The 22,796-nt window shown below is 36.5% G+C and carries 18 protein-coding genes; 2 read left to right on the forward strand and 16 right to left on the reverse strand.

Translation table 11 applies throughout. The annotated features are described in order from the left end of the window. The first annotated feature begins 220 nt into the window (after positions 1-220). Entirely contained in the window at positions 221-610 is a 390-nt protein-coding gene (locus CD152_RS01595; protein WP_101140624.1) for a hypothetical protein, read from the forward strand. Positions 611-822: 212 nt separating this feature from the next. On the opposite strand, the gene glnA is transcribed toward CD152_RS01595, so the two are convergent. From glnA to hflX, 4 genes are all read right to left on the reverse strand, one after another. Next, positions 823-2,160 carry a type I glutamate--ammonia ligase gene (gene glnA, locus CD152_RS01600; RefSeq protein WP_101140625.1) on the reverse strand — a complete coding sequence of 446 codons (1,338 nt, stop codon included), beginning with the start codon at positions 2,158-2,160 and terminating at the stop codon, positions 823-825. A 16-nt stretch (positions 2,161-2,176) separates the two neighbouring features. Beyond that, positions 2,177-2,530, reverse strand: a complete 354-nt coding sequence (locus CD152_RS01605) for a MerR family transcriptional regulator (protein ID WP_169926145.1) — start codon at positions 2,528-2,530, stop codon at positions 2,177-2,179. 86 nt (positions 2,531-2,616) lie between these two features. After that, complete coding sequence (locus CD152_RS01610; RefSeq protein WP_086038597.1) at positions 2,617-3,876, reverse strand: methionine gamma-lyase family protein; 1,260 nt, start codon at positions 3,874-3,876, stop codon at positions 2,617-2,619. A 4-nt stretch (positions 3,877-3,880) separates the two neighbouring features. Then, complete coding sequence (gene hflX / locus CD152_RS01615; protein ID WP_012656804.1) at positions 3,881-5,158, reverse strand: GTPase HflX; 1,278 nt, start codon at positions 5,156-5,158, stop codon at positions 3,881-3,883. A gap of 58 nt (positions 5,159-5,216) precedes the next feature. Here hflX and CD152_RS01620 point away from each other — a divergent pair, with 58 nt between their 5' ends. After that, positions 5,217-5,690 carry a glutathione peroxidase gene (locus CD152_RS01620; protein WP_012656803.1) on the forward strand — a complete coding sequence of 158 codons (474 nt, stop codon included), beginning with the start codon at positions 5,217-5,219 and terminating at the stop codon, positions 5,688-5,690. A gap of 225 nt (positions 5,691-5,915) precedes the next feature. Here CD152_RS01620 and miaA read toward each other — a convergent pair whose 3' ends face one another. From miaA to CD152_RS01680, 12 genes are all read right to left on the reverse strand, one after another. Then, positions 5,916-6,854: a tRNA (adenosine(37)-N6)-dimethylallyltransferase MiaA gene (gene miaA / locus CD152_RS01625; protein ID WP_103214282.1), complete on the reverse strand. Its 939-nt coding sequence runs from the start codon at positions 6,852-6,854 to the stop codon at positions 5,916-5,918. Beyond that, positions 6,847-7,743: an alpha/beta fold hydrolase gene (locus CD152_RS01630; RefSeq protein WP_012656801.1), complete on the reverse strand. Its 897-nt coding sequence runs from the start codon at positions 7,741-7,743 to the stop codon at positions 6,847-6,849. Before CD152_RS01630 ends, miaA begins: the two co-directional genes overlap by 8 nt. A 128-nt stretch (positions 7,744-7,871) precedes the next feature. Beyond that, entirely contained in the window at positions 7,872-9,545 is a 1,674-nt protein-coding gene (locus CD152_RS01635) for a glycerol-3-phosphate dehydrogenase/oxidase (RefSeq protein WP_103214283.1), read from the reverse strand. Between the two features lie 20 nt (positions 9,546-9,565). Then, complete coding sequence (gene glpK, locus CD152_RS01640) at positions 9,566-11,059, reverse strand: glycerol kinase GlpK (RefSeq protein ID WP_012656799.1); 1,494 nt, start codon at positions 11,057-11,059, stop codon at positions 9,566-9,568. An 18-nt stretch (positions 11,060-11,077) separates the two neighbouring features. Next, positions 11,078-11,896: an MIP/aquaporin family protein gene (locus CD152_RS01645; RefSeq protein ID WP_012656798.1), complete on the reverse strand. Its 819-nt coding sequence runs from the start codon at positions 11,894-11,896 to the stop codon at positions 11,078-11,080. Positions 11,897-12,029: 133 nt separating this feature from the next. Beyond that, positions 12,030-12,572 carry a glycerol-3-phosphate responsive antiterminator gene (locus tag CD152_RS01650; protein ID WP_101140632.1) on the reverse strand — a complete coding sequence of 181 codons (543 nt, stop codon included), beginning with the start codon at positions 12,570-12,572 and terminating at the stop codon, positions 12,030-12,032. Next, positions 12,572-14,473 (reverse strand): DNA mismatch repair endonuclease MutL, encoded by a 1,902-nt coding sequence (gene mutL / locus CD152_RS01655; RefSeq protein WP_101140633.1) that lies wholly within the window; start codon positions 14,471-14,473, stop codon positions 12,572-12,574. Before mutL ends, CD152_RS01650 begins: the two co-directional genes overlap by 1 nt. A gap of 9 nt (positions 14,474-14,482) precedes the next feature. Next, on the reverse strand, positions 14,483-17,023 hold the full coding sequence (gene mutS / locus CD152_RS01660) for a DNA mismatch repair protein MutS (protein WP_101140634.1): 2,541 nt from the start codon (positions 17,021-17,023) through the stop codon (positions 14,483-14,485). Between the two features lie 89 nt (positions 17,024-17,112). After that, positions 17,113-17,538, reverse strand: a complete 426-nt coding sequence (locus CD152_RS01665; RefSeq protein WP_012656794.1) for a YlbF/YmcA family competence regulator — start codon at positions 17,536-17,538, stop codon at positions 17,113-17,115. Between the two features lie 2 nt (positions 17,539-17,540). Further along, positions 17,541-19,070, reverse strand: coding sequence for a tRNA (N6-isopentenyl adenosine(37)-C2)-methylthiotransferase MiaB (gene miaB, locus CD152_RS01670; RefSeq protein WP_101140635.1), 1,530 nt, complete (start codon positions 19,068-19,070; stop codon positions 17,541-17,543). Between the two features lie 143 nt (positions 19,071-19,213). Next, entirely contained in the window at positions 19,214-21,064 is a 1,851-nt protein-coding gene (locus CD152_RS01675) for an ABC transporter ATP-binding protein (RefSeq protein ID WP_232237471.1), read from the reverse strand. Continuing rightward, the gene (locus CD152_RS01680; RefSeq protein ID WP_197932709.1) at positions 21,057-22,775 is read right to left on the reverse strand and encodes an ABC transporter ATP-binding protein; all 1,719 of its coding nucleotides are present in this window, start codon (positions 22,773-22,775) and stop codon (positions 21,057-21,059) included. Before CD152_RS01680 ends, CD152_RS01675 begins: the two co-directional genes overlap by 8 nt. Positions 22,776-22,796 lie beyond the last annotated feature (21 nt).

The raw sequence follows: 22,796 nt of genomic DNA on the forward strand, positions 1-22,796 counted from the left end.
CATGACAATAAACCTATTTTATACCATTTTAGCAAATTATGTTAAACTATATTATAATTGTATAAAATTAATAGGAGTTTTATTTAGTCAAATACACAGGTAGAAATATAGGTGCTAAAATTCTATAAAATAAAGCGACAAGTACAATATTAGTAGTAAAAAATAATCCTGTCGTAACTTCATATATACAAAAAAAGAATGTATAAAAGGACACAAAAATATGGAAAAAAAGTTCGTACTTAAAGATAGAGACTATAAAGAAAATAATATAGCTCTTATATTAGTGAAAAAGGAAGAAAGAGATGTATGTACTGTATATAACTTGATAATAAGTTATGACAATAAGAATGTTTCAAAAGAAATCGCGTTATTCGAAGAAGATATACTTTTAATGAATACATATAAACTTGAAAATACTCTCAACTTTCTATATTTTACAGAACCAGACTTATCTTTCACAATAATTGATTTAGAGGACGGTATTCTTGTTTACATTAATTTGGACTCCGGAATTGAATACTCAAATATAGCTACAGATTCAGGATTATCAATAAGACTTAATATCACTTATGATTCTTTTACAATATTCTTATCATCCATTACACTTTAATCAAACCTTTATTATAGAACATTTATCCTATAATATCAGAACTTACACGATCTTTGAAATATTGATTCCATTTAAAAAGGGAGAGAATACTAGATTCTCTCCCTTTTTAGATATTTGATTTTGATTATATATTCATTTTGTTTAATACCTGGCATTTACTAGATAAATTCTATTTGTCTTTGATTTAATAAGTAATATGCACCCTACTTCTATTAATACTGTTTCATATATTGGTCACGTTCCCACTCAGACACTTGCATACGGTACATGTCCCATTCAATATTTTTTGAATGGATGAATGCACGATAGATGTGGTCACCCAGTGCTTCTTTTAAAATATCGTCTTCTTTCATCGCTTTGATTGCCGTGTAAAGTGTTGATGGTAAGTCTTCTACACCAACAGATTCACGTTCTTCACGATTCATTTCATAAATATTCTGATCAACTGGTGCTGGACAAGCTAATTTATTCTTGATGCCATCTAATCCTGCTTGAAGAATCGTTGCTAATGCCATATATGGGTTAGCAGATGGATCAACTGAACGTACTTCTACACGCGTAGATAGTCCACGTGATGAAGGAATACGAATTAATGGCGAACGGTTTTGGCCACTCCATGCGATATAAACTGGTGCTTCATAACCAGGTACTAAACGTTTGTAAGAGTTTACTAATGGGTTACACACTGCAGTAAATCCTCTTGCATGTTTAAGAACTCCTGCGATAAAGTGACGCGCATCTTCAGATAATTCCATTTCTCCGTTCGGATCATAGAACGCATTTTCTTTCGGCCCTTTGAATAACGAAACGTTAAAGTGCATACCTGAACCATTTACACCATATAATGGTTTAGGCATAAATGTTGCATGAAGATTATGTTTACGCGCAATTGTCTTAACAACTAATTTGAATGTTTGAATGTTATCACATGCAGTAACTGCATCTGCATATTTAAAGTCGATTTCGTGCTGACCTGGCGCTACTTCGTGGTGACTTGCTTCTATATCAAAGCCCATGTCTTCAAGTTCTAAAACGATGTCTCGACGACAGTTCTCACCTAAATCTGTAGGCGCTAAATCGAAGTATCCACCATTATCATTTAATTCAAGTGTTGGTTCCCCTTTTTCATCTAATTTGAATAAGAAGAATTCTGGTTCTGGTCCTAAGTTAAAGTCTGTAAATCCTAAAGCTTCCATTTCTTTCAATACACGTTTTAAGTTACTACGTGGATCTCCTGAGAATGGTGTGCCGTCTGGCTTATACACATCACAGATTAAACGTGCGACTTTACCTTTGTCTGAAGTCCAAGGGAAAATAACCCATGTGTCTAAGTCTGGATGTAATTTCATATCTGATTCTTCGATACGTACAAACCCTTCGATTGATGAACCATCAAACATCATTTCATTGTCTAGTACTTTCTCTAACTGGCTGATGGGTACCTCTACGTTTTTAATTGTTCCTAGAATATCAGAAAATTGTAGTCTTAAATAACGTACGTTTGATTCCTCTGCTAACTTGATGATGTCTTCTCTTGTAAATTTCGCCATAATATCCTCCAGTTGTTTATTTAAAAAATCTTGACAGATCCCCACGATTAATAGGGATTTTACTACGGTCGAGCCTTGAAACTTCGTAATCAAGAGATTCTTTAATCTCAAATGTGGGTTGTTGTGACTTCTCCTCATTGATAATCGATTTAATACGCTTCATATTAAATCCTTTTTCTAAAAGTAGTTTAATATCAAGTAATAAATCCAGATCGTTCATTGAAAATAGTCTTTGGTTCCCACTTGTTCGTTCAGGTGTAATCAACGACTGTGATTCATAGTATCTAATTTGCCTTGCAGAAAGCTCTGTTAATTTCATAACGACACTCATTGGAAACACCAGCATATTTCTTCTTATTGCATCACGCATCTTCAACACCCTTTCGAACATAGTTGTAATTTATCATATTTTTTTATAAAAAACAAATCCATGTAAGGAAACCTTACATAGATTTGTTATAACGTTATAATTTCTTTTTCAGTCAGTATTTCAATCGCTTTAATTATTGCGAGTTTAACGTGTTCATAAGTTAATCCGCCTTGAACATAAACCTCGTACGGTGAACGTATCGGACCGTCTGCTGTAAGTTCAAGTGATGCGCCTTGTATAAATGTACCTGCTGCCATAATAACATCATCCGTATAGCCAGGCATGTATGCCGGCATCGGTAAATACTGTGAATTTATAGGAGATGCCATCTGAATAGCCTGTGTAAATGCAATCATCTTTTCTTTATCATTGAAGATGACTGATTGAATGAGGTCTGTTCGCTCATCATTCCAGAGTGGCGTTGTATTCAGATTCAAAGACCCAAGCATCGCACTAGTAAATACTGCGCCTTTTAGTGCCTGACTCACAACATGCGGGCTCAGGAAAAACCCTTGATACATTTCATGCAGACTGTAAAGTGAAGCACCTGCTTCTTTGCCGATACCTGGTGCTGTAAGACGATATCCAACACGCTCAATCAGATCTTTACGTCCTGCAATATAACCACCAATTTTACACAGTCCACCTCCTGGATTCTTAATGAGAGAGCCAGCAATTAAATCCGCACCCACTTCTGACGGTTCCTGAACTTCTGTGAATTCACCATAACAATTATCGACAAATACAATAACATCAGGATATTTATCTTTTATCGCTGATATTGCCTCACCTATCTGTTTAATTGTCAACGATTTACGTGAGCTGTACCCTTTAGAGCGCTGAATGCCTATCACTTTCGTTTTTGATGTTATAGATTCTAGGACATTTTCGATATCGATTTCATCGTTGACCAAATCGATATCCTTATAGGCAACACCATTTTCAATCAATGAACCGATACCGTTACCTGTAATACCGATAACTTCTAAAAGCGTGTCATAGGGTTGACCCGTTATGTAGAGTAATTCGTCCCCGAATTGCAAGTTAGCGCTTAACGCAAGCGTTATTGCATGCGTCCCGCTGATGACTTGTGGACGAACGATGGCATCCTCTGTCTTAAAAACGTGTGCATATACCGCTTCTAAGTTATCTCGCCCGCTATCATCATAGCCATAGCCATTCGTACCGCCAAGATCAGCGTCTGTAATTTTTATATCATTAAATGCATCTATTACTTTTTTTTGATTATAAAGGGCGATAGATTCTATCCTTTTAAATATCGGCGTGATTTTGCTTTCATTGTCCTCGATTAATTGCTGGAGCTGTTCATACTTCGTAATTTTCATAGTATTATAACCTCTTTATCTGTTCATTACTTAATAGCTTATTTAATATACCTTCATGACGATGTTCATAGCCGTATATTTCATATTTATCTTTGTCTTCATTAAAATTTATTGCTGAAACTAGTGTATGTTCCTTTAAGAAAGCGATTATCTGTCCGGCATCCTTGTCAACTTCAATTGCGTATTTTGACATATTACGTTGCATCATATCAATAAGTTTGTTTTGTATATGTATCTTATCTTGTTTATCAAATACTGATACAAGCAATTCATCTTTCCCTGCAGCTGTGACAAAGGATTCAAGCTTATCTTTTTTATTTAAAAGCGTAAGTACCGGAATTGTATCCATATCTAGCTCCTTTAACAGAGCAATGACTGTATCGATATGATTCATATAGTTTGGATGACTTCTATCAACGACATGAATAAGAATATCTGCATACTTCGCCTCTTCTAATGTCGAACTGAATGCTTCGATTAAATGAGTCGGCAACTGCTGTATAAAACCGACGGTATCACTTAATAGTACTGGATAACCTTCATGCAGCTTCATCATCTTACTCTTCGGGTCAAGCGTCGCAAACAGTAAATCTTCCATATATGTGTCACTGTCTGAAAGTGCATTAAACCACGTCGATTTGCCTGCATTCGTATAGCCAACTAGCGCAACCTGGAATATATTTCTCTTTTTTCGGTTTTCTCTATAACGCTGTCGATGTTGTTTAATTGTTTCGAGTTGTAGCTTGATATCATGAATTCTGCTTCTGATATGTCGCCTATTCATTTCTAGTTTCGTTTCACCAGGCCCACGTGTCCCGATACCACCACCAAGTCTTGATAAACTTAGTCCGTGTCCAGATAATCTTGGCAATAAATACTCGAGCTGAGCAAGCTCCACCTGTAGTTTACCTTCTCGACTTTTTGCACGTTGTGCAAAGATATCCAGTATAAGCTGAGTACGGTCTATTATTTTACAGTCAAGCACTTCATTTAAATGTTTCGATTGACTTGTTGTGAGCTCATTATTAACAACAACCATATCAAATGCTATATCTTCTCGTTCCTTTAGTTCCACTATTTCTTCTAGCTTTCCTTTACCTATGTAATAACTATTATCAACTCTATCTTTATTTTGAATAACAACTTCGGTAACTTCAATGCCGGCTGTATGGCACAATGATTTAATCTCCTCTAACGATTCACCGAAGTTAAAATCATCGTTCTTTTTTAGATGAACTGCTATAATAAGAGCACGTTCAGTCGCTTTTTGTGTATCTTTCAAAGTTTCACCTCAATTATTTGATACTTCATTTTAACATATTTAGAAAGGATGCGTTTATATGTCTATATACGAATATACGGTTACTAAAGCAAATCATGAATCATATTCACTTGCAGAATACAAAAATCAAGTTGTTCTAATTGTTAATACTGCGAGCGAATGTGGATTTACAAAACAGTTTGATGGACTTGAAAAACTCTACCAGGAATATAAAGGACAAGGGTTTACTGTATTGGGATTCCCTTGTAATCAATTTGGAGGCCAGGAACCCGGAAGTGGGGCTGAAGCTGAACAGAATTGTCGTTTGAACTATGGCGTTACGTTCCCGATTCATGAAAAAATAGAAGTGAATGGAGATAACGCACACCCGCTGTTTAAATATATAAAAGAAGAGACAAAAGGGATCATGGGCAGTAAGATCAAATGGAATTTCACAAAATTTTTAGTTGATAGACAAGGTAACGTTGTTGCGCGTTTTGCACCTACAACTACACCCGAGCAATTGAAAAAGCATATAGAAAAATATCTATAAAAATAGAACAATTCCTTTCAGAGGAATTGTTCTTTATTACTTACAGCATATTTACACTGCAAAAGTACTGATAGTATGCTTGTAAATGAGATTGTGTTTATCGCTTTAAACAGGATGACATTCATCATAGTTGAGTACTACACCTTCTATATGAAACCCGTTTGTTGAAAATACTGTTAGTTCTTGCTGATTTCTTTGGAATTATCTAAAAATGCGTCCTGCAGGTTAGCTGAATTCATCATTATCATCCCTCGGTATGTTTGCAGCAATTTGTTCGACGATTGATTCTATCGTCAATTCAGACGTATCAAACCATTCAATCGTCATCTGATTATTGAACCATGTCAATTGACGTTTTGCAAAATTCCTGGAGTTTTGCTGTAAATTTTCTATCGCCTGATTCAACGAAACTTCTCCATCTATATAAGGAATCATCTCTTTATATCCTATTGCAGTCATGCTTTGGCTCTGTCTATAGCCCTTACTTATCAATGTCTCCACTTCCTGAACAAGTCCTTGTTCGACCATAAGCAATACACGGCGGTTGATTTTGTCATATAGTGTTGGACGCGGCATATTAAGCCCTATAATATATGTATCGTATTTAGAACTTAATGTATGACTCTTCTTCTGATCAGTGATAGATTTATGGTGCATTTCATAATATGTCAGCGCGCGTAACACTCGCTGTCTATTATTAATATGAATTTGAGACGCAGCCTTTGTATCCTTCTCAGTCAACAGACGATAAAGCGTCTCTTTATCCAGACTTTCATAGTGATCCATCAGTTCTTTCTTCAGCGCTTGATCCTCTTCTACAAATTCATATTCATATAGTACGCTTTGTATATATAATCCCGTTCCGCCGACAATCATCGGTGTTTTTCCTCTGCTATATATGTCTTCAATCAGCTTTTCAGCATGGACTTTAAACTGTGCTGCTGAATATGCCTCATCTGGGTTTAAAATATCAATCAGATGATGTGGGATGCCTTCCATCTCTTCCTGTGTAATCTTTGCACTACCGATATCCATACCTCGGTAGACCTGAATCGCATCCCCGCTAATAATTTCACCATTAACAGCTTTAGCTATTTCAATACTTAATGCTGTTTTACCTACAGCTGTGGGTCCCACAATAACGATTAACGGAATTTTATTCATTCTTCAACCACTTTCTAATATTTTGTAATACTTCTTTTTGATTCTTTTCAAATAATACCTCATGTCTTGAATTTTCATAGAGCTGGATAAAGACATGTTTAATTCCACATCTTTTATATAATTGACCTGTCTTTTCCACCCCTTTCCCGAAATTAGAAAACGGATCGTCCTGACCAGCAATAAGCAGAATCTTTAATGATTTGTTCATGCGCTTAACATTCTTCTTGCTGCTTGTAAACTTTAATGATTCGTTGATTGAATTTAAAGCACCTATCGACATATTAAATCCTGCAGCGGGATCTGAGACAAACGCATCGACATTATCCTCATTCAAACTAATCCAGTCACTCTCTGTACGTAAAGGTCTGAACTTACGGTTAAAATCGCTCAGAGTCAACTTATTGACGAAATCTAGTTTTTTATAGGGTGGATGTATCTTTAATAGTGGTTTAAGCAATAGCGAAGCTGCCTCAAATTTCTTATTGTAGAAACTAGTACCTGACAATATAAGTCTATCGAATAAACCAGGGTAACGGATAACATATTTTCTAGCGACGATACTTCCCATAGAATGTCCGAACAAAATAAATTCCCCTTTAAAATCGAATGTTTCAAATATTTCATATGCATCCTCTACCAAAGTATCAATCGAGGGGAAATGTCCTTGTTCTGAAGCTTCAATATGCTTGCCATGTCCTCTGTGATCATGTATCAGAACATCATACCCCATATCACAGAAATATCTGCACACTGCATCATAACGCTCCATATGTTCGGCCATACCGTGAAGCATCTGAATGACACCCTTGCTTTCCTCGTGTCTATAAAGTTTAAATGCAATCCGTGTGTTATCCTTCAATGTAATAAACTTATTCGTAATTTCCATCATTCTTCACCTCATCTTTATTATAGCGAAACAATTTGTTTTCGTCATAGCCCTATCATTATCTGAAAATATAGGAAAACCATCCAAATATTATTTGGATGGTTTAGATCATAATTGCTTTTCATCGTAATTTATTCTACTGAAACTTGAACAGACGGTGATTTTGCTTCATGGATCTTTTGTTCAAGCTCACGTGCATATTCTGTACGTTGACCATTATCATAGTTAAGTAAATTAGCCATCGTATCAATAACCGCTTCCTTATATTGTTCAACTTTTTTAATATCGAAATATAGATCACCAGTTCTACGTGTCAAGAAATCAGTAGGTTTGATCACCATTTCTTCCTGAATTGAATATACAAGTTGTGCATAATATGTTAGAGGCAGGCCGTTGACTTCAGCAGTATGTTTCGTATGTGCAATGTTAAATAACTTCTCTACATTTGAACCATACTTTTTAATCAGGAATTTTTGTTCCTCTTCCGGTAGATAACTGTAGAGTTCAGGTTTCAATGACTTTTCAATAAAGTGCTCAAAATTAGTACTGCCTCCTACATCTCCACCAGAAATTGTTGTATGCTTAGTGTTGCTTTCTTTAAAGTTCAGTTTATATTCTTCTTTTAAACGTTTTGCAACTAAATCAACGATTTCCTGAGCCATATGACGATATCCTGTTAATTTACCACCGGCAATCGTCAGAAGGCCAGATTTACCTTCCCAAATTTCATCCTTACGTGAAATTTCAGATGGATCTTTTCCTTTTTCTAAGATCAGAGGACGAATACCTGCCCAAGTTGATTCAATATCCTCGTCTGCAACGTTTACAGTCGGGAACATATAGTTGATTGCATCAATGATATAATCACGATCTTCCTGTGTTACTTTAGGACTTGTTTTATCGTTATTATAGAATGTATCCGTAGTACCGACATACGTTTTACCGTCGCGAGGAATAGCAAAAATCATGCGTTTATCGCTTTCAGTATCAAAGTAAACTGCCTGTTTGAGTGGAAAAACGCTTTCGTCAAAGACAAGATGGATTCCTTTTGTCAGGCGGAGTTGCTTATTATTTTTCGAATAGTCTTTTCCACGCACTTCATCAACCCATGGCCCAGATGCATTGACAACTTTACGCCCTTGAATTTTAAACTTCGTATTTGAGATTGTATCAACCGCCTCGATACCACTCACCTTGTTTTTCTTGTCATAAGTAAATCCGGTTGCTTTTGTATAGTTTAAAATATCAGCACCAAATTCTGCGGCACGTTTCATAACTTCAATGGTCATACGCGCATCATCTGTTTTATATTCAACATAGTAACCCCCACCCTTAAGGCCACTTTCTTTTACGAGAGGTTCTTTTGCTAATGTTTCTTTTGCAGAAAGCATTGTTCTTCTTTCCGATTTCTTTACACCTGCTAAATAATCATATACTTTTAATGCAAGAGACGTTGTTGCTGGTCCAAACGTACCCCCTTTATGCATCGGTAAGAGCATCCATTCTGGTGTCGTTACATGAGGTCCATTTTCATAAACAATCGCTCTTTCTTTCCCAGTCTCACTTACAACGCCAATTTGCAGCTGTTTTAAGTAACGTAATCCACCATGAACAAGCTTTGTTGAACGCGAAGAAGTTCCGCTTGCAAAGTCCTGCATTTCAACGAGCGCGACTTTCATACCGCGCTGCGCTGCATCAAATGCGATACCTGCACCAGTGATACCTCCACCAACCACTACGATATCATAATATTCTTCCTTCATTTTGTTCAATGTTTGATTTCTATTCAGACTTGAAAGTTGCATTATTATTCCTCCATTAAAACTTATTTTTTAAATACTTGTGTAGCTTTAACCGCTGTCTGCCAGCCTTTATATAGATCTTCTCTTTTTGTTTCATCCATTTTTGGATCGAACTGCTTTTCAAGGTTCCAGCGATTACGAATTTCATCTTTCGATTTCCAGTAACCTACTGCCAGTCCCGCAAGGTATGCTGCACCTAAGGCAGTTGTCTCGTTAATTTCAGGTCGCTCTACCGGTACATCTAAAATATCAGACTGGAACTGCATCAAGAAATCATTCTTGACCGCTCCACCATCAACTCTTAATGTTTTAACTTCAATCTTTGAATCTTTTTCCATCGCATCAAGAACATCACGAGTCTGATATGCAAGTGACTCAAGTGTCGCACGAATAAAATGTTCTTTTTGTGTACCACGCGTTAAACCGAAAACTGCACCACGTGCTTCAGAATCCCAGTAAGGTGTACCTAGTCCAACAAATGCAGGAACGACATACACACCATCAGCATCTGTAACATTTGTAGCGTACTCTTCACTTTGAGGAGCACTTTGAATCATACGCATACCATCACGTAACCATTGAATTGCACTTCCCGCAACAAAGATGGATCCTTCAAGTGCGTAGTTGACTTTGCCATCAATACCATAAGCTAAAGTCGTTAATAAGCCATTTTCACTTTTAACTGCTTTTTCACCTGTGTTCATTAACATAAAGCAGCCGGTACCGTATGTGTTCTTAGCTTCTCCTGACTCAAAGCATGCTTGCCCAAATAACGCTGCCTGCTGATCACCAGCAATACCTGCAATCGGAATCTGATGACCAAAGAAATGATGATTTGCTGTTTTACCATATACTTCACTTGATGGGCGTACTTCAGGTAACATTGAAGCAGGTACAGTTAAATATTCAAGAAGCTGTTCATCCCATTTCAATTCATGAATGTTATACATCAATGTACGACTTGCATTTGAGTAGTCAGTTACATGCTCTTTACATCCAGAAAGTTTCCATACGAGCCATGAATCAATCGTACCGAATAATAGATCACCATTCTCAGCTTTTTCTCTAGCACCTTCTACATTATCAAGAATCCATTTAACTTTTGTACCTGAAAAATAAGGATCGAGTAAAAGGCCAGTCTTCTCTCTAAATTCATCTTCCAATCCTTTATCTTTAAGATCATTACAGATTTCCTGAGTTTGACGAGACTGCCATACGATTGCGTTATAGATTGGACGCTCTGTATTCTTATCCCATACGACTGCTGTTTCACGTTGATTTGTGATACCAATACCCGCAATCTGATCAGGCCTAATATTCGATTCTGTAAGAACGGACGCAAAACATGATAATACAGTTGACCAAATTTCATTGGCATCATGTTCAACCCAGCCTGCCTTTGGAAAATGCTGAGTAAATTCTCTTTGAGATACCCCTTTAATCTCTCCGTCTTTATTAAAAACGATTACACGTGTACTTGTTGTCCCTTGATCAATTGATAAAATATATTTTTCCATAATCATCACCCTTTTGTTTTATATTAAGTCAGTTTTTTCATTCTTTAACACTGCTTTATTCAAGAATACACCAAGCACTAATGTAGCGACAATTAATGCGATTGATAAACCAAATAACATATATTGATCTTCCTTAAATAAAACATGGAATAATGTAGCGCCGAAGACACCACCTACCATCGGACCTACCATTGGAACCACTGCATATTTCCAGTTGGAAGACCCTTTACCTGGTATCGGTAGAATCGTATGAGCGATACGCGGACCCCAGTCACGTGCCGGATTGATTGCATAACCAGTTGTTCCACCTAAACTTACTCCGATGGCTATAATCAATAGCCCTACTACAAGAGGATTCAACCCTTCAGAGAATTTATTTCCTCCAATGAATAACAGTGCCATAACCAATATAGAAGTTCCTATGATTTCCGATACAAAGTTAGAAACATAGTTAGGATAAGCTGGTCCTGTAGCAAATACGCCAAGTTTAGTACCTGCATCATCTTCTTCTTTAAAATGCGGCATAAACTGGAACCATACTAATGCTGCTCCAAGTACCCCGCCAATCATCTGCCCTGCAAAATACGGAAGGACTTGATTCCACGGAAGGCTCCCATCAACTGCCATTCCTATTGTAACTGCTGGATTTAAATGCGCACCAGTAATTGATCCAACTGCATACACACCCATAACCACAGCAAGACCCCAACCTACTGCGATAACAATCCAGTCACTGCCTTTTGCGTACGTCCCCTTTAAATTAACGTTCGCATTTACACCACAACCAAATAAAATTAAGATTGCAGTACCGATTAATTCTCCCACAAAAGCATTCATAGACCCACTCCTCTTTGTTTAGTTAAGTTAAAAAAAGACGAAGAGACCCCTAATACTTTATATTAGAGGTCTCTTCTACTCGTCCCAAATATTAACTTAACACAATCATAACCGAAAATGTAAACGTTGTCAATTACTTTATTTCACAATGTTTCCAAAGTTTCTTATTACTTGTTGTCACATATGTAGCTCCTGCAGCTAATGCCTTCTCTACTTCTTCTGGATATTCAATAAGGCCTCCTGCAATAATTTTCTTGCCGGTTACTTTGTGAATATTTTCAATTGCCTTATAAAGTAGACCAGGCAGTACTTCGACAAAATCAGGATCAGCACTTTGTATGAGTTCATAACTTTTTTTCAGTGCATTTGAGTCTATAATAAACGTTCTGAGTATCGTTTTAACCCCAAGCTGTTTCGCTCTTTTTATAATTTTGGGTTTTGTGGATACAATGCCATCAACTTTATACCTCTGTATAATATACTCTGCGGCATATTCGTCAGTTGACATACCCTTAATCAAGTCAATATGAATAAATGCTGACTTCTGATGCTGATTTAGAAATTGAATATAATTACTGACATGACCAATATGCATATCTAATATGACACAGGTCGAGTATTGGGTCACCACAAACTTTTCAAGATCTTTCATAGAACGGATTGCCGGTAAAATCATTACATCACCCTCTTAAATAGTTTCTCAAGTTCATAAGTTGTAAATTGAATGATGATAGGTCTGCCATGCGGACATGTGTATGGTTCTACAGTATGTGCAAGTTCTTCCAGTAAATAGTTCATATCTGTAATCCTTAAATAATGATTCGCTTTTATCGATTTTTTACAGCTCATCATAATGGCAGTCTCTTCACGGAATTTATTCAAATCTATCTGTCTGTGCTGCAGCGCATAATCGATTAATTCCTGTACCGTTTCTTCATAGTTGTCCGGGAACCATACAGGGATATCATTTATAATATAATCATTACCTCCAAAATGTTCAAGATGAATCCCAATATCTTTAAGCAGTATATTGATTTTGTTTAAGTTTATTGCTTCATCTTTACTTAAAGTTACAGTGATCGGAATGAGTAATGACTGCATTTCCAGCCCTACATCACCAATTTGTTTTTTGAAGTACTCATATTTAATTCTTTCTTGTGCCGCGTGCTGATCGATCATAAACATGCCATCCTCATTTTGAGCAATGATATAAGTGCCATGAACTTGACCGACAATTTCCATGTAAGGGATCTTTCTTTTTTCACGAGATGTATCAGTACTTATATTTTCAATTACGTCAGATGATTCATTTTTTTCTGGTAAGATTTCTGAAGTTGTATCTAATTCTATTGCTGAATCACTAATAAATCCTGTCGTTTTTTGGGTGCTTTCACCGTCCGGAATTGTTTGTTTATCCAATTGTGCTGTTTTATGCTGTTCTTTAAAGTTTTCATCGATTTGATTTACTGCTGTCTGCTCACTGTAGTCAGATTGTTTTATCTTGTCCCGATGTTCTCTTAATAGATCATATTCAAACTTTTGCTGCTGAAATGTTTCAAGCGCCTTCTTCTTTTCTACTTTTGGAATTAAATTCTGTTTCCAGATCTTTTCTTTTATCAATCTCTCGATAAGCTCCATCAACTGAGATTCTTTAGATAATCTTACTTCTTGCTTTGTCGGGTGAACATTCACATCTACTAATGCAGGGTCCATAACGATATTAATTGCAAGAATAGGATACCTTCCAACAGGTAATAACGTATGATAGCCTGATAATATTGCTTTTGTGAGCATAAAGTTCTTGATATAACGCCCGTTGATAAAAAGAGACATATAATGCCTGTTACTTCTTGTATGTTCTGGCTTGGCAATAAAACCATGCACTTCATAATCACCTGTTCGGCCGTTGACCTCAACTAGGTCCTGTGCGATTTTCATCCCGTAGACAACGGCCATCGCTTCCTGCATCTTACCATTGCCATTTGAGGCTATAAGTACTCTGCCATCTGCTACTAAAGTAAATTTGATGTATGGGAAGCTGATAACAAATCGGTTGATGATATCTGTGATTTTTCCGAGCTCTGTATGAAGACTTTTTACATATTTTAATCGAGCAGGCGTGTTATAGAAAAGACTTTCAACAGTTATTTCTGTTCCTTGACGTGCTTGTGCCAGAGTTTTGTTCACCGTTTCTCCGTCAATTACATCAATTTGGCGGCCAATTGACCCATCATGACATGTAGTGACGCGCACTTTACTGACAGAAGCAATAGATGCTAATGCTTCTCCTCTAAATCCTAATGAACGAATATGAAATAGATCGTGCTCATTTTCTATTTTGCTCGTCGCATGTCTTCTGAACATTAACTCCAGATCTTCTTCTAAAATTCCAGATCCGTTATCCGTTACTTTGATTTTTGATAAACCCGCTTCTTCTACTTCAATCGTGATACTTGTACTTTTTGCATCAATGGCGTTTTCGACGAGTTCTTTAACGACAGATTGTGGACGTTCTATCACCTCACCTGCTGCTATTTTATTGCTTATCGTACTATCTAAAGTTTTAATGATTCCCAAGTATTTCACCTACTTTATTCGGGATTTTATTTCCTGTAATTTTAATAACGCTTCAATCGGCGTTAACTCGTCGATTGAGATATCTTTAATTTGCTGAATAATTAGATCATGCTCATGATTCGCATTATATTTATTAGTATTCTCATTTTCTATTTCAAACAAATTAAATGATGGTTGAATTATCTTATTCGAATCTCCTTTTCTAACTTTTTCATTGTGTTCAAATTCATCTAATAATTCACTGGAACGTGCAATGATCTCAGCTGGTAACTGTGCAAGTTTAGCAACATGAATACCATAACTATGTGCGACAGCACCCGGCATCACTTTGTGCAGAAATATTAATTCGCCATTATATTCTTTTGCTGCAACATGGATATTGTTCAGCCCATCAAGTGTTTGTTCAAGGTCGACAAGTTCATGATAATGCGTTGAAAACAATGTTTTTGCACCAATCTTATTATGAACGTATTCAATCATCGATTGCGCTAATGACAGACCATCATATGTACTTGTGCCTCTTCCAATTTCATCAAATATAATCAGACTATTTTCTGTCGCATTCTGTAATGCACTTTTTGCTTCTAGCATTTCTACCATAAAGGTACTTTGTCCTGATACAAGATCATCTGCTGCGCCAATTCTCGTAAAAATCTGATCAAAAATCGGAACTTCAGCATAAGAAGCTGGTACAAATGCTCCCATCTGCGCCATGATACTAATTAATGCGACTTGTCGCATATATGTACTTTTTCCGCTCATGTTAGGGCCTGTAATTAAATAAATAAACGTATGGTCATCTAATTTGCAGTCATTTGCAACATACTGATCACGTTCCATCACTGTTTCAACCACTGGATGTCTTGCATCTTTTATGTTCAATACCTTAGTGCTAGATATAATCGGCTTAATATATTGATGTTTCGTAGCCACTTCACTGAAATTTTGAAGGCAATCAAGCACTGCGATATTTTTTGCCTGCTGCTTTAAATTTAATATAAATGTCTTCACAAAATCACGTAGTTGAATAAACAGTTCATATTCAAGATTCATCAGCTTCTCTTCCGCACCGAGAATTAAAGATTCTTTTTCTTTAAGTTCCTCTGTTATAAAGCGTTCTGCATTGCTTAAAGTCTGCTTTCTCGTGTAGCCGAACGCATCAACATCTAAATTAACAAGATTGGCTTTAGATATTTCAATATAATAACCGAAAACTTTGTTATAACCAATCTTTAGTGACTTTACACCTGTGCGTTCACGTTCTTTTGCCTGAAGTTCATTTAACCACTGCTTGCCGTTTTTAGAGGCATATCTGAGTTCATCAACATCATCATTAAATCCATCTTTGAAGATGCCGCCGTCTTTGATAGAAGTCGGTGCTTCGTCCAATAGACTCGCTTCTAACATATCATATAATGGTTGTAATGCATCGATATTATCTAATGTACGAATCACTTCATCGTGTTCTTTTAAAAGTGATTGTATCATAGGCAATTGTTCTAATGAGTATTTTAACTGCACAAGATCTTTAGCAGAGACATTACCAAACTGTACACGTCCTGCTAAACGTTCAATATCATAAACATGTGTTAACGCCTCTCTCAGTTGATGTCTTAAAATGAAATTATCATTAAATAATTCGACACCGTTATGTCTCTCTTCGATCTCCTGCCGATTCAATAATGGTCGTTCGATCCATTCTTTAACAAGACGATTCCCCATCGGTGTTTTACATTGATTAAATATTGATAGTAAAGTGCCCTTTTTATTTTTATGACGAATACTTTCAGTAAGTTCTAGATTACGTTTCGCATACATATCAAGACGCATATAGTGTACAGGTTCATAGTATACAGCTTCGTCGATATGGGCAAGCGCACGCATCTGTGTATACTGGATATAAGATAATAATAAATTAACTGCTGGTTGCAATGATTGATCAACACCGTCAGCCTGTTTAAATGTATCGTTTACTTCAAATCTTGAAATGACATCCGTAATCATTTTTATTTTATTGATTAATACTTCATTCAAATCGATATTTGTAATGATTTCTTTCGGATTTACGGATGATAACTCATTTAACATTTCATCTTCATTTAATTGGGTCACTTTTAGCTCACCGGTAGATACATCACTATACGCTAAGGTAAACCCCTCTTCATGATGAATACTTGCAATATAGTTGCTTTCGTTTTCACTGATCATATCATCCATAACAGTTCCAGGAGTGATAATCTTAACAACTTCTCGTTTCACCATTCCTTTAACTTGTTTTGGATCTTCCATCTGTTCAGCAATGGCTACTTTATAACCTTTTTCAATTAAACGTTCGATATAAACTTTTGCTGAATGATGCGGTACCCCACACATTGGAATGTTATTTTTTTTATCACGGCGCGTCAGCGTAATCTCCAGTTCTTTCGCTGTTAATTCAGCATCTTCATAGAACATTTCATAGAAATCACCAAGCCTGAAGAACAAGATACAATCTTTATACTGCTCCTTCATCTGTAAATATTGTGTCATCATCGGTGTAGGTTTAGACATATTCTCAATCCTTTATTCATAATTTCCATTTAGGGATTCGTTTAAAAAAGAGGTTCAGACAAGAATCGTCTCAACCCCTTTAATTGTTATTAATTTCCACATCCTGGTGCTGCATTCTTCTTTTCTGCACCCGTTTCACCCGTTAATAGGTCGCCCCCAGTTGAAACGATAATCTCATCCGTCACGGTCTGGCTGATTGCATGAGAAACCATCTGTAATATGCTATTCACTTCAAATTGCGCTTCTTTGAACTGATCTACAATTGGCATTTCATCCAGTTCAGCTTCAACCTTTGCAATTTTTTCTTCGACCATCTGTAGTGCTTTTTCTTTGCCATATTGTTCAAAGTTGACGGCTTGTTTTTGTAATGATTTCAAAGACGCCATTTTCTCTCTGACAACTTGTGTTTCATGAATCTGAGCCTCTGCACGTTTAAAGAACTCAACTGCTTCTGTTTCTGCCATCATCTTACCTAATTCTTTTGCTTTTGCCAAAATTTCATCGTTTGTATACATCTCTACACCTCAACTGGTTTAATAATTTCTATTAATTCGCCGTTCATTGAATATTGTTTTGTTTCTGTGATTCTTACTTTAACAAGCTGTCCAATTGCTTCTTTCGGTCCATTAAAGTTCACTAATTTATTCTTTTCAGTATACCCTGCGAGAATTTCATCATTTTTCTTAGAAGGTCCTTCACATAGTACGATTACTTCCTGATCAAGATAATGGGATAAAGCACGTTCAGTATAGTCACCAACAAGTTTATTTAATCGTTGCAGACGATCCTTTTTCTCACGCATCGGTACATTATCTTCCATCTTTGCAGCTGGTGTACCTTCACGTGGAGAATACAAGTAAGTATAAGCATGGTCAAAAGCAACTTCCTCATAGAGAGATAACGTTTCCTGGAACTGTTCTTCCGTTTCATTCGGATAACCTACGATAATATCTGTCGTCAGTGCGACTTCTGGCATCGCTGCTTTGATTTTACCAACCAGCTCCAAATAGCTTTCACGCGAATACTTACGTCCCATGATTTTCAATACTTCATTGTTACCACTTTGAACAGGAAGGTGGATATGCGGTACAATATTTCCTCCTGCAGCGATCACTTCAATAAGTCGATCATCAAAGTCCCATGGATGACTTGTAGTGAAACGTACACGTGGAATATCAATCTTCTGAATATCCGCAAGTAGATCACCCAATCCATAGTTCAATCCATCGATATCTTTACCATAAGCATTTACGTTTTGTCCAAGTAAACAAATTTCCTTGTACCCACGTCGCGCAAGATCACGCACTTCTGCAATGATCTCTTCTGGCATACGACTACGTTCTTTACCGCGCGTGAACGGCACAATACAATATGTACAGAATTTATCACAGCCGTACATAATGTTGACCCATGCTTTCGTATCTCCGAGGCGTGACTTAGGTAGGTTTTCAATAACATCGCCCTCTTTAGACCACACTTCTACAACCATCGCTTTAGACATATAGGCTTCATCCAGTATGGCAGGCAGACGATGTATATTATGTGTCCCAAAGATCATGTCTACATTTTGATATGATTTTAATATCTTATTCACTACGGACTCTTCTTGTGACATACATCCACATACACCGATAAGTACATCTGGTTTCGCCTGTTTAATATGTTTAAGATTCCCAATCTCACCGAAAACTTTATTCTCTGCATTTTCACGAATAGCACACGTATTGAGTAAAATAACATCTGCATCATTGACATCACTTGTCGCTTCATATTCTAGAGCTTCAAAGATGCCTGCCATTACTTCTGTATCATGTTCATTCATCTGGCAACCATACGTTCTGATATAAAATTTACGACCGCGACCTAATCCGCGATACTGCTCATCAATCTTGAAATCATTATGATATTTCACATCTTCTTTACCACGACGCTTCGCCTCTTTTAAATTTGGTCCCTGGTAAACATGTTCAAAATATTTACTATAATCTTTCTCCGGTACTGCGTTACCTTTTGCACCTGAAGATTGTAATCTACCTTCTTCGTTCATTTAAATAACCCCATTTTATTCATAATATCTTTACTATAGTATAGCTTTTATATCAAATATTTTCAAAGTATTTTTATTGTACAGATATACCTGTTAAAAATTTAAATTTAATCAGTCATTTAAATATAAATGACTGATTAAATTTATTCTAGTAATGCTTCATCTCCGCTTTTTAACATTCTTGCATACATACCATCTTGCATAACTAAATCTTTTTGATAGCCTTGTTCTATTATTTTTCCTTTTTCAAGGACCACTATTTTATCAGCTATCTTTACCGTATTTAAGCGGTGCGCAATGATGATACTTGTTCTATTTTTCATTAGGCGTTCAATCGCCTGCTGAAGCTTCATCTCTGTAACAGTATCGATGTTACTCGTCGCTTCATCCAGCAATAGAATCTTTGGATCTGATATCAATGCACGCGCGATATTAATTAACTGTTTTTCACCTTGGGAAAGATGAGTGGATTCAAAACTAATCTTTGTGTCAAAACCATGTTCTAACCTCATAATAAAATCATAAGCATTTGCATCTTTTGCTGCCTGTATCATAACTTCGTCAGAGATGTGCTGATTTTTATACTTGATATTCTCTCGAATCGTTCCATCGAAGATAAATGGATCCTGCAGCACATAAGCCATCTGGTTACGCAATGTTTGTTTTGGGATATCTTTTATATCAATACCATCAATCGTTATTTTCCCGGAATTTATTTCATAAAACCTTGCTAATAGCTGCATGAGTGTTGTTTTTCCAGCTCCTGTAGCTCCTACTAATGCCAGAGATTCCCCTTGATTTAAATGTATCGTCACATCATTAATGGTTGGTTTTAATTGTTCTTCATTATATTTGAAGATAACATGTTCAAAAGAAATCTCTCCCTGAATCGTTAAATTTCTATTACTGTTATCGATGTCTACTTCAGGTTCAGTATCGATGATCTCAAAGACACGCTCTGCACCACTTAATGCAGATAATACAGTGTTGAACTGATTGGCCAGATCATTTAAAGGACGTGTAAATTGTCTTGCGTATTCTGCAAATATAACAATGGTTCCGACAGTAATACCATTTCCGTTTAGTGCTAATACTCCTCCAATACCTGCTACGATAGCAAATGATAAATTGTTAAAGAAGTTCATCACTTTCGGAATAAGACCAGAATAAGATACCGACCAGTAGCTGATATCTCTGACTTTTGCGTTCTTCTCAGTAAATCCTTCGGTCACACGAGCTTCTCTTGTAAATAACTTTACAACTTCCTGACCTGAAATAATCTCTTCAATATAACCATTCATTTCACCGACAGCTCTTTGTCTTCTTTTATATAGAATACTCGTACGATTTGTTATCCAGCGCATCGCAATTAACATTAAAGGGATGATCATCATCGTTAATAATGTTAACAGCGGGCTGAGCAGCAACATCACAATAATTGTACCGATAATCGTTATAACACTTGAGGTAAACTGTATAAATGACGAATTCAGTACTTGAGATATTGTATCGATATCATTTGTCATACGGCTCATCAGTTCGCCATGCTGGCGTTTATCGAAAAATGGTATTGGCAGCTTCTGAAGTCGACTGAATAGCAGCATTCGTAATTTATACACCGTTTCCTGAGCGATCGTTACCATAATTATTGCAGCAACATATGAAAATAATGATAAGCCTATAAATATAAAGAGCAGAATCAGAAGATCATTTTCAATGCCCTCAAAATTTTTCTTCAGTATTTTATTATCAATCATCTGTCCAATCATATATGGTCCTACGAGTCCTAATAGCGACGATATAATCACCGACACTATAACAACTGTAAGCTTTAGCCTATCGCCTTCCATCAAGGACCAGATGCGATCGATAGCGTATTTCCAATTGCTTGATTTCGGTATTGGATTCCCTCTTTGATCTGTATTAATACTTTTACTCTCTTTTATATCTTTACGCGTTAAAATTACTGGATGACCCAATATCGATTTAACCATGGAGATCACCTCTTTCCTGCGAGTGATAGATTGCCTGATACAGTTCTGATGTTTCCAGCAATGACTGATGATTCCCAAAACCAACGATTTCTCCTTTATCTAATAACAGGATATGGTCAGCTGTCATTGCTGTCTGGATTTTCTGTGTTACGATAATACGCGTCATGCTGAGCTTAGATAATTCTTTAAATAAATTATTCTCTGTATGTATGTCAAGGGCAGACGTACTGTCATCTAAAATCAGGATGTTCGGCGACTTTATGACTGCCCTGGCGATTGCGAGTCGTTGTTTCTGCCCACCCGATAAATTCACACCTTCCTGTCCGACTTTAGTATTGTACTGTGCATCGAAATCCAGAATATTCGTATGGACTTGTGCGATCTTCGTTGCTTCTGTTACATCTTCAGATTCAGCATGTGCATTTCCAAATATGATATTATCAAATACGCTACCCGTAAACAGTATGTTTCTCTGGGGTACATATCCAATCATATCCCTAAGATCTGTAATCTCCATTTCTTTAATATCAATACCATTGATCATAATCTTACCTTGTGTCACTTCATACATTCTAGGGAGCAGGCTTAGTAAAGCACTTTTACCAGATCCTGTTGCCCCCATAATGACAAATTTCTCACCAGCTTCAATATGAAAAGAAATATCTTTAAGCACCATTTGATGGCTTAACGGATATTTGAAAGATACATTTTTAAATTCAATTGAAGCACCACCACTCACTTCAACATCCGTACTTCCATGATATGTATTTACATCAGTTGTCAATATTTCAGACATACGTTCCGCACTTGCCTTTGCTCTTGAATAGGCAATGATAATAAATGCAAACATTGAAAAACCACCTTGCATTCTGAGCGCGTAGTTAATGACTGCTACGAGTGCACCGACATTCAAGGCATTATTAGTGACATCTATCGCTCCAATATATATTACAAATAATAATGCGATATTCATTACAATCAAAAGAAATGGAAGTATACGTTCCATCAACTTTAGTGCACGTGTTGTATCTTCTTTGAGATCTAAAGCAGTATGTTCGAACTTTTCAGATTCATAGTCTGCACTCATATTCGCACGTATCATACGCACAGAAGATAAGTTCTGCTGAATATTACGATTGAGTCCATCAAGTTTTTTCTGAACACGTGTAAACATGTTCATACCTGCCTTAGACGTATAATACAGAAATACAAATATTATCGGCGCACCAATTAAAAGATAGAGTGCTAAGTGCGGTGCAACAATAAAGCTCATGATGATACTACCTAACACTAGAAGTGGTGCACGTAACATAATACGTAAACTCATAAAAAGTACCATTTCACATGCAATCACATCATTTGTCAGTCTTGTAATGATACTAGATGTCTTAAAAGTTTCTATGTGTTTAAGTGAAAACTGCTGCACCTTCTTGAATAAGGCATTTCTCAAGTCAAAGGAGAAACTATGACAGACATGACTTGAAATAAATGAATTGATCACACCACAGATAAATGCGGCAGCACTTATGATAAGCAGTATGATTAAATATTGAAGCGTAATATCCATATTCTGCTTGATTAATCCCTCATTAATAATGAGCGATAATATAATCGGTAAACTGAGTTCAACCGCCAGTTCTAATAGCATTAGTATGAGCGCTATAACAATCCATAAGCGATATGGTATTGTAAACTTTAATATCTCCTTCAATAGAACCCCTCCCATTTTGTT

The organism is Macrococcoides caseolyticum (assembly GCF_002902665.1).
Taxonomy (GTDB): domain Bacteria; phylum Bacillota; class Bacilli; order Staphylococcales; family Staphylococcaceae; genus Macrococcoides; species Macrococcoides caseolyticum.

Bases quoted from the DNA above. Each gene is read 5' to 3' on its own strand.
- CD152_RS01595 (WP_101140624.1), top strand. From the start codon at position 221: ATGGAAAAAAAGTTCGTACTTAAAGATAGAGACTATAAAGAAAATAAT.
- glnA (WP_101140625.1), bottom strand. From the start codon at position 2,160: ATGGCGAAATTTACAAGAGAAGACATCATCAAGTTAGCAGAGGAATCA.
- CD152_RS01605 (WP_169926145.1), bottom strand. From the start codon at position 2,530: ATGCGTGATGCAATAAGAAGAAATATGCTGGTGTTTCCAATGAGTGTC.
- CD152_RS01610 (WP_086038597.1), bottom strand. From the start codon at position 3,876: ATGAAAATTACGAAGTATGAACAGCTCCAGCAATTAATCGAGGACAAT.
- CD152_RS01620 (WP_012656803.1), top strand. From the start codon at position 5,217: ATGTCTATATACGAATATACGGTTACTAAAGCAAATCATGAATCATAT.
- miaA (WP_103214282.1), bottom strand. From the start codon at position 6,854: ATGAATAAAATTCCGTTAATCGTTATTGTGGGACCCACAGCTGTAGGT.
- CD152_RS01630 (WP_012656801.1), bottom strand. From the start codon at position 7,743: ATGATGGAAATTACGAATAAGTTTATTACATTGAAGGATAACACACGG.
- CD152_RS01635 (WP_103214283.1), bottom strand. From the start codon at position 9,545: ATGCAACTTTCAAGTCTGAATAGAAATCAAACATTGAACAAAATGAAG.
- glpK (WP_012656799.1), bottom strand. From the start codon at position 11,059: ATGGAAAAATATATTTTATCAATTGATCAAGGGACAACAAGTACACGT.
- CD152_RS01645 (WP_012656798.1), bottom strand. From the start codon at position 11,896: ATGAATGCTTTTGTGGGAGAATTAATCGGTACTGCAATCTTAATTTTA.
- CD152_RS01650 (WP_101140632.1), bottom strand. From the start codon at position 12,572: ATGATTTTACCGGCAATCCGTTCTATGAAAGATCTTGAAAAGTTTGTG.
- mutS (WP_101140634.1), bottom strand. From the start codon at position 17,023: ATGTCTAAACCTACACCGATGATGACACAATATTTACAGATGAAGGAG.
- CD152_RS01665 (WP_012656794.1), bottom strand. From the start codon at position 17,538: ATGTATACAAACGATGAAATTTTGGCAAAAGCAAAAGAATTAGGTAAG.
- miaB (WP_101140635.1), bottom strand. From the start codon at position 19,070: ATGAACGAAGAAGGTAGATTACAATCTTCAGGTGCAAAAGGTAACGCA.
- CD152_RS01675 (WP_232237471.1), bottom strand. From the start codon at position 21,064: ATGGTTAAATCGATATTGGGTCATCCAGTAATTTTAACGCGTAAAGAT.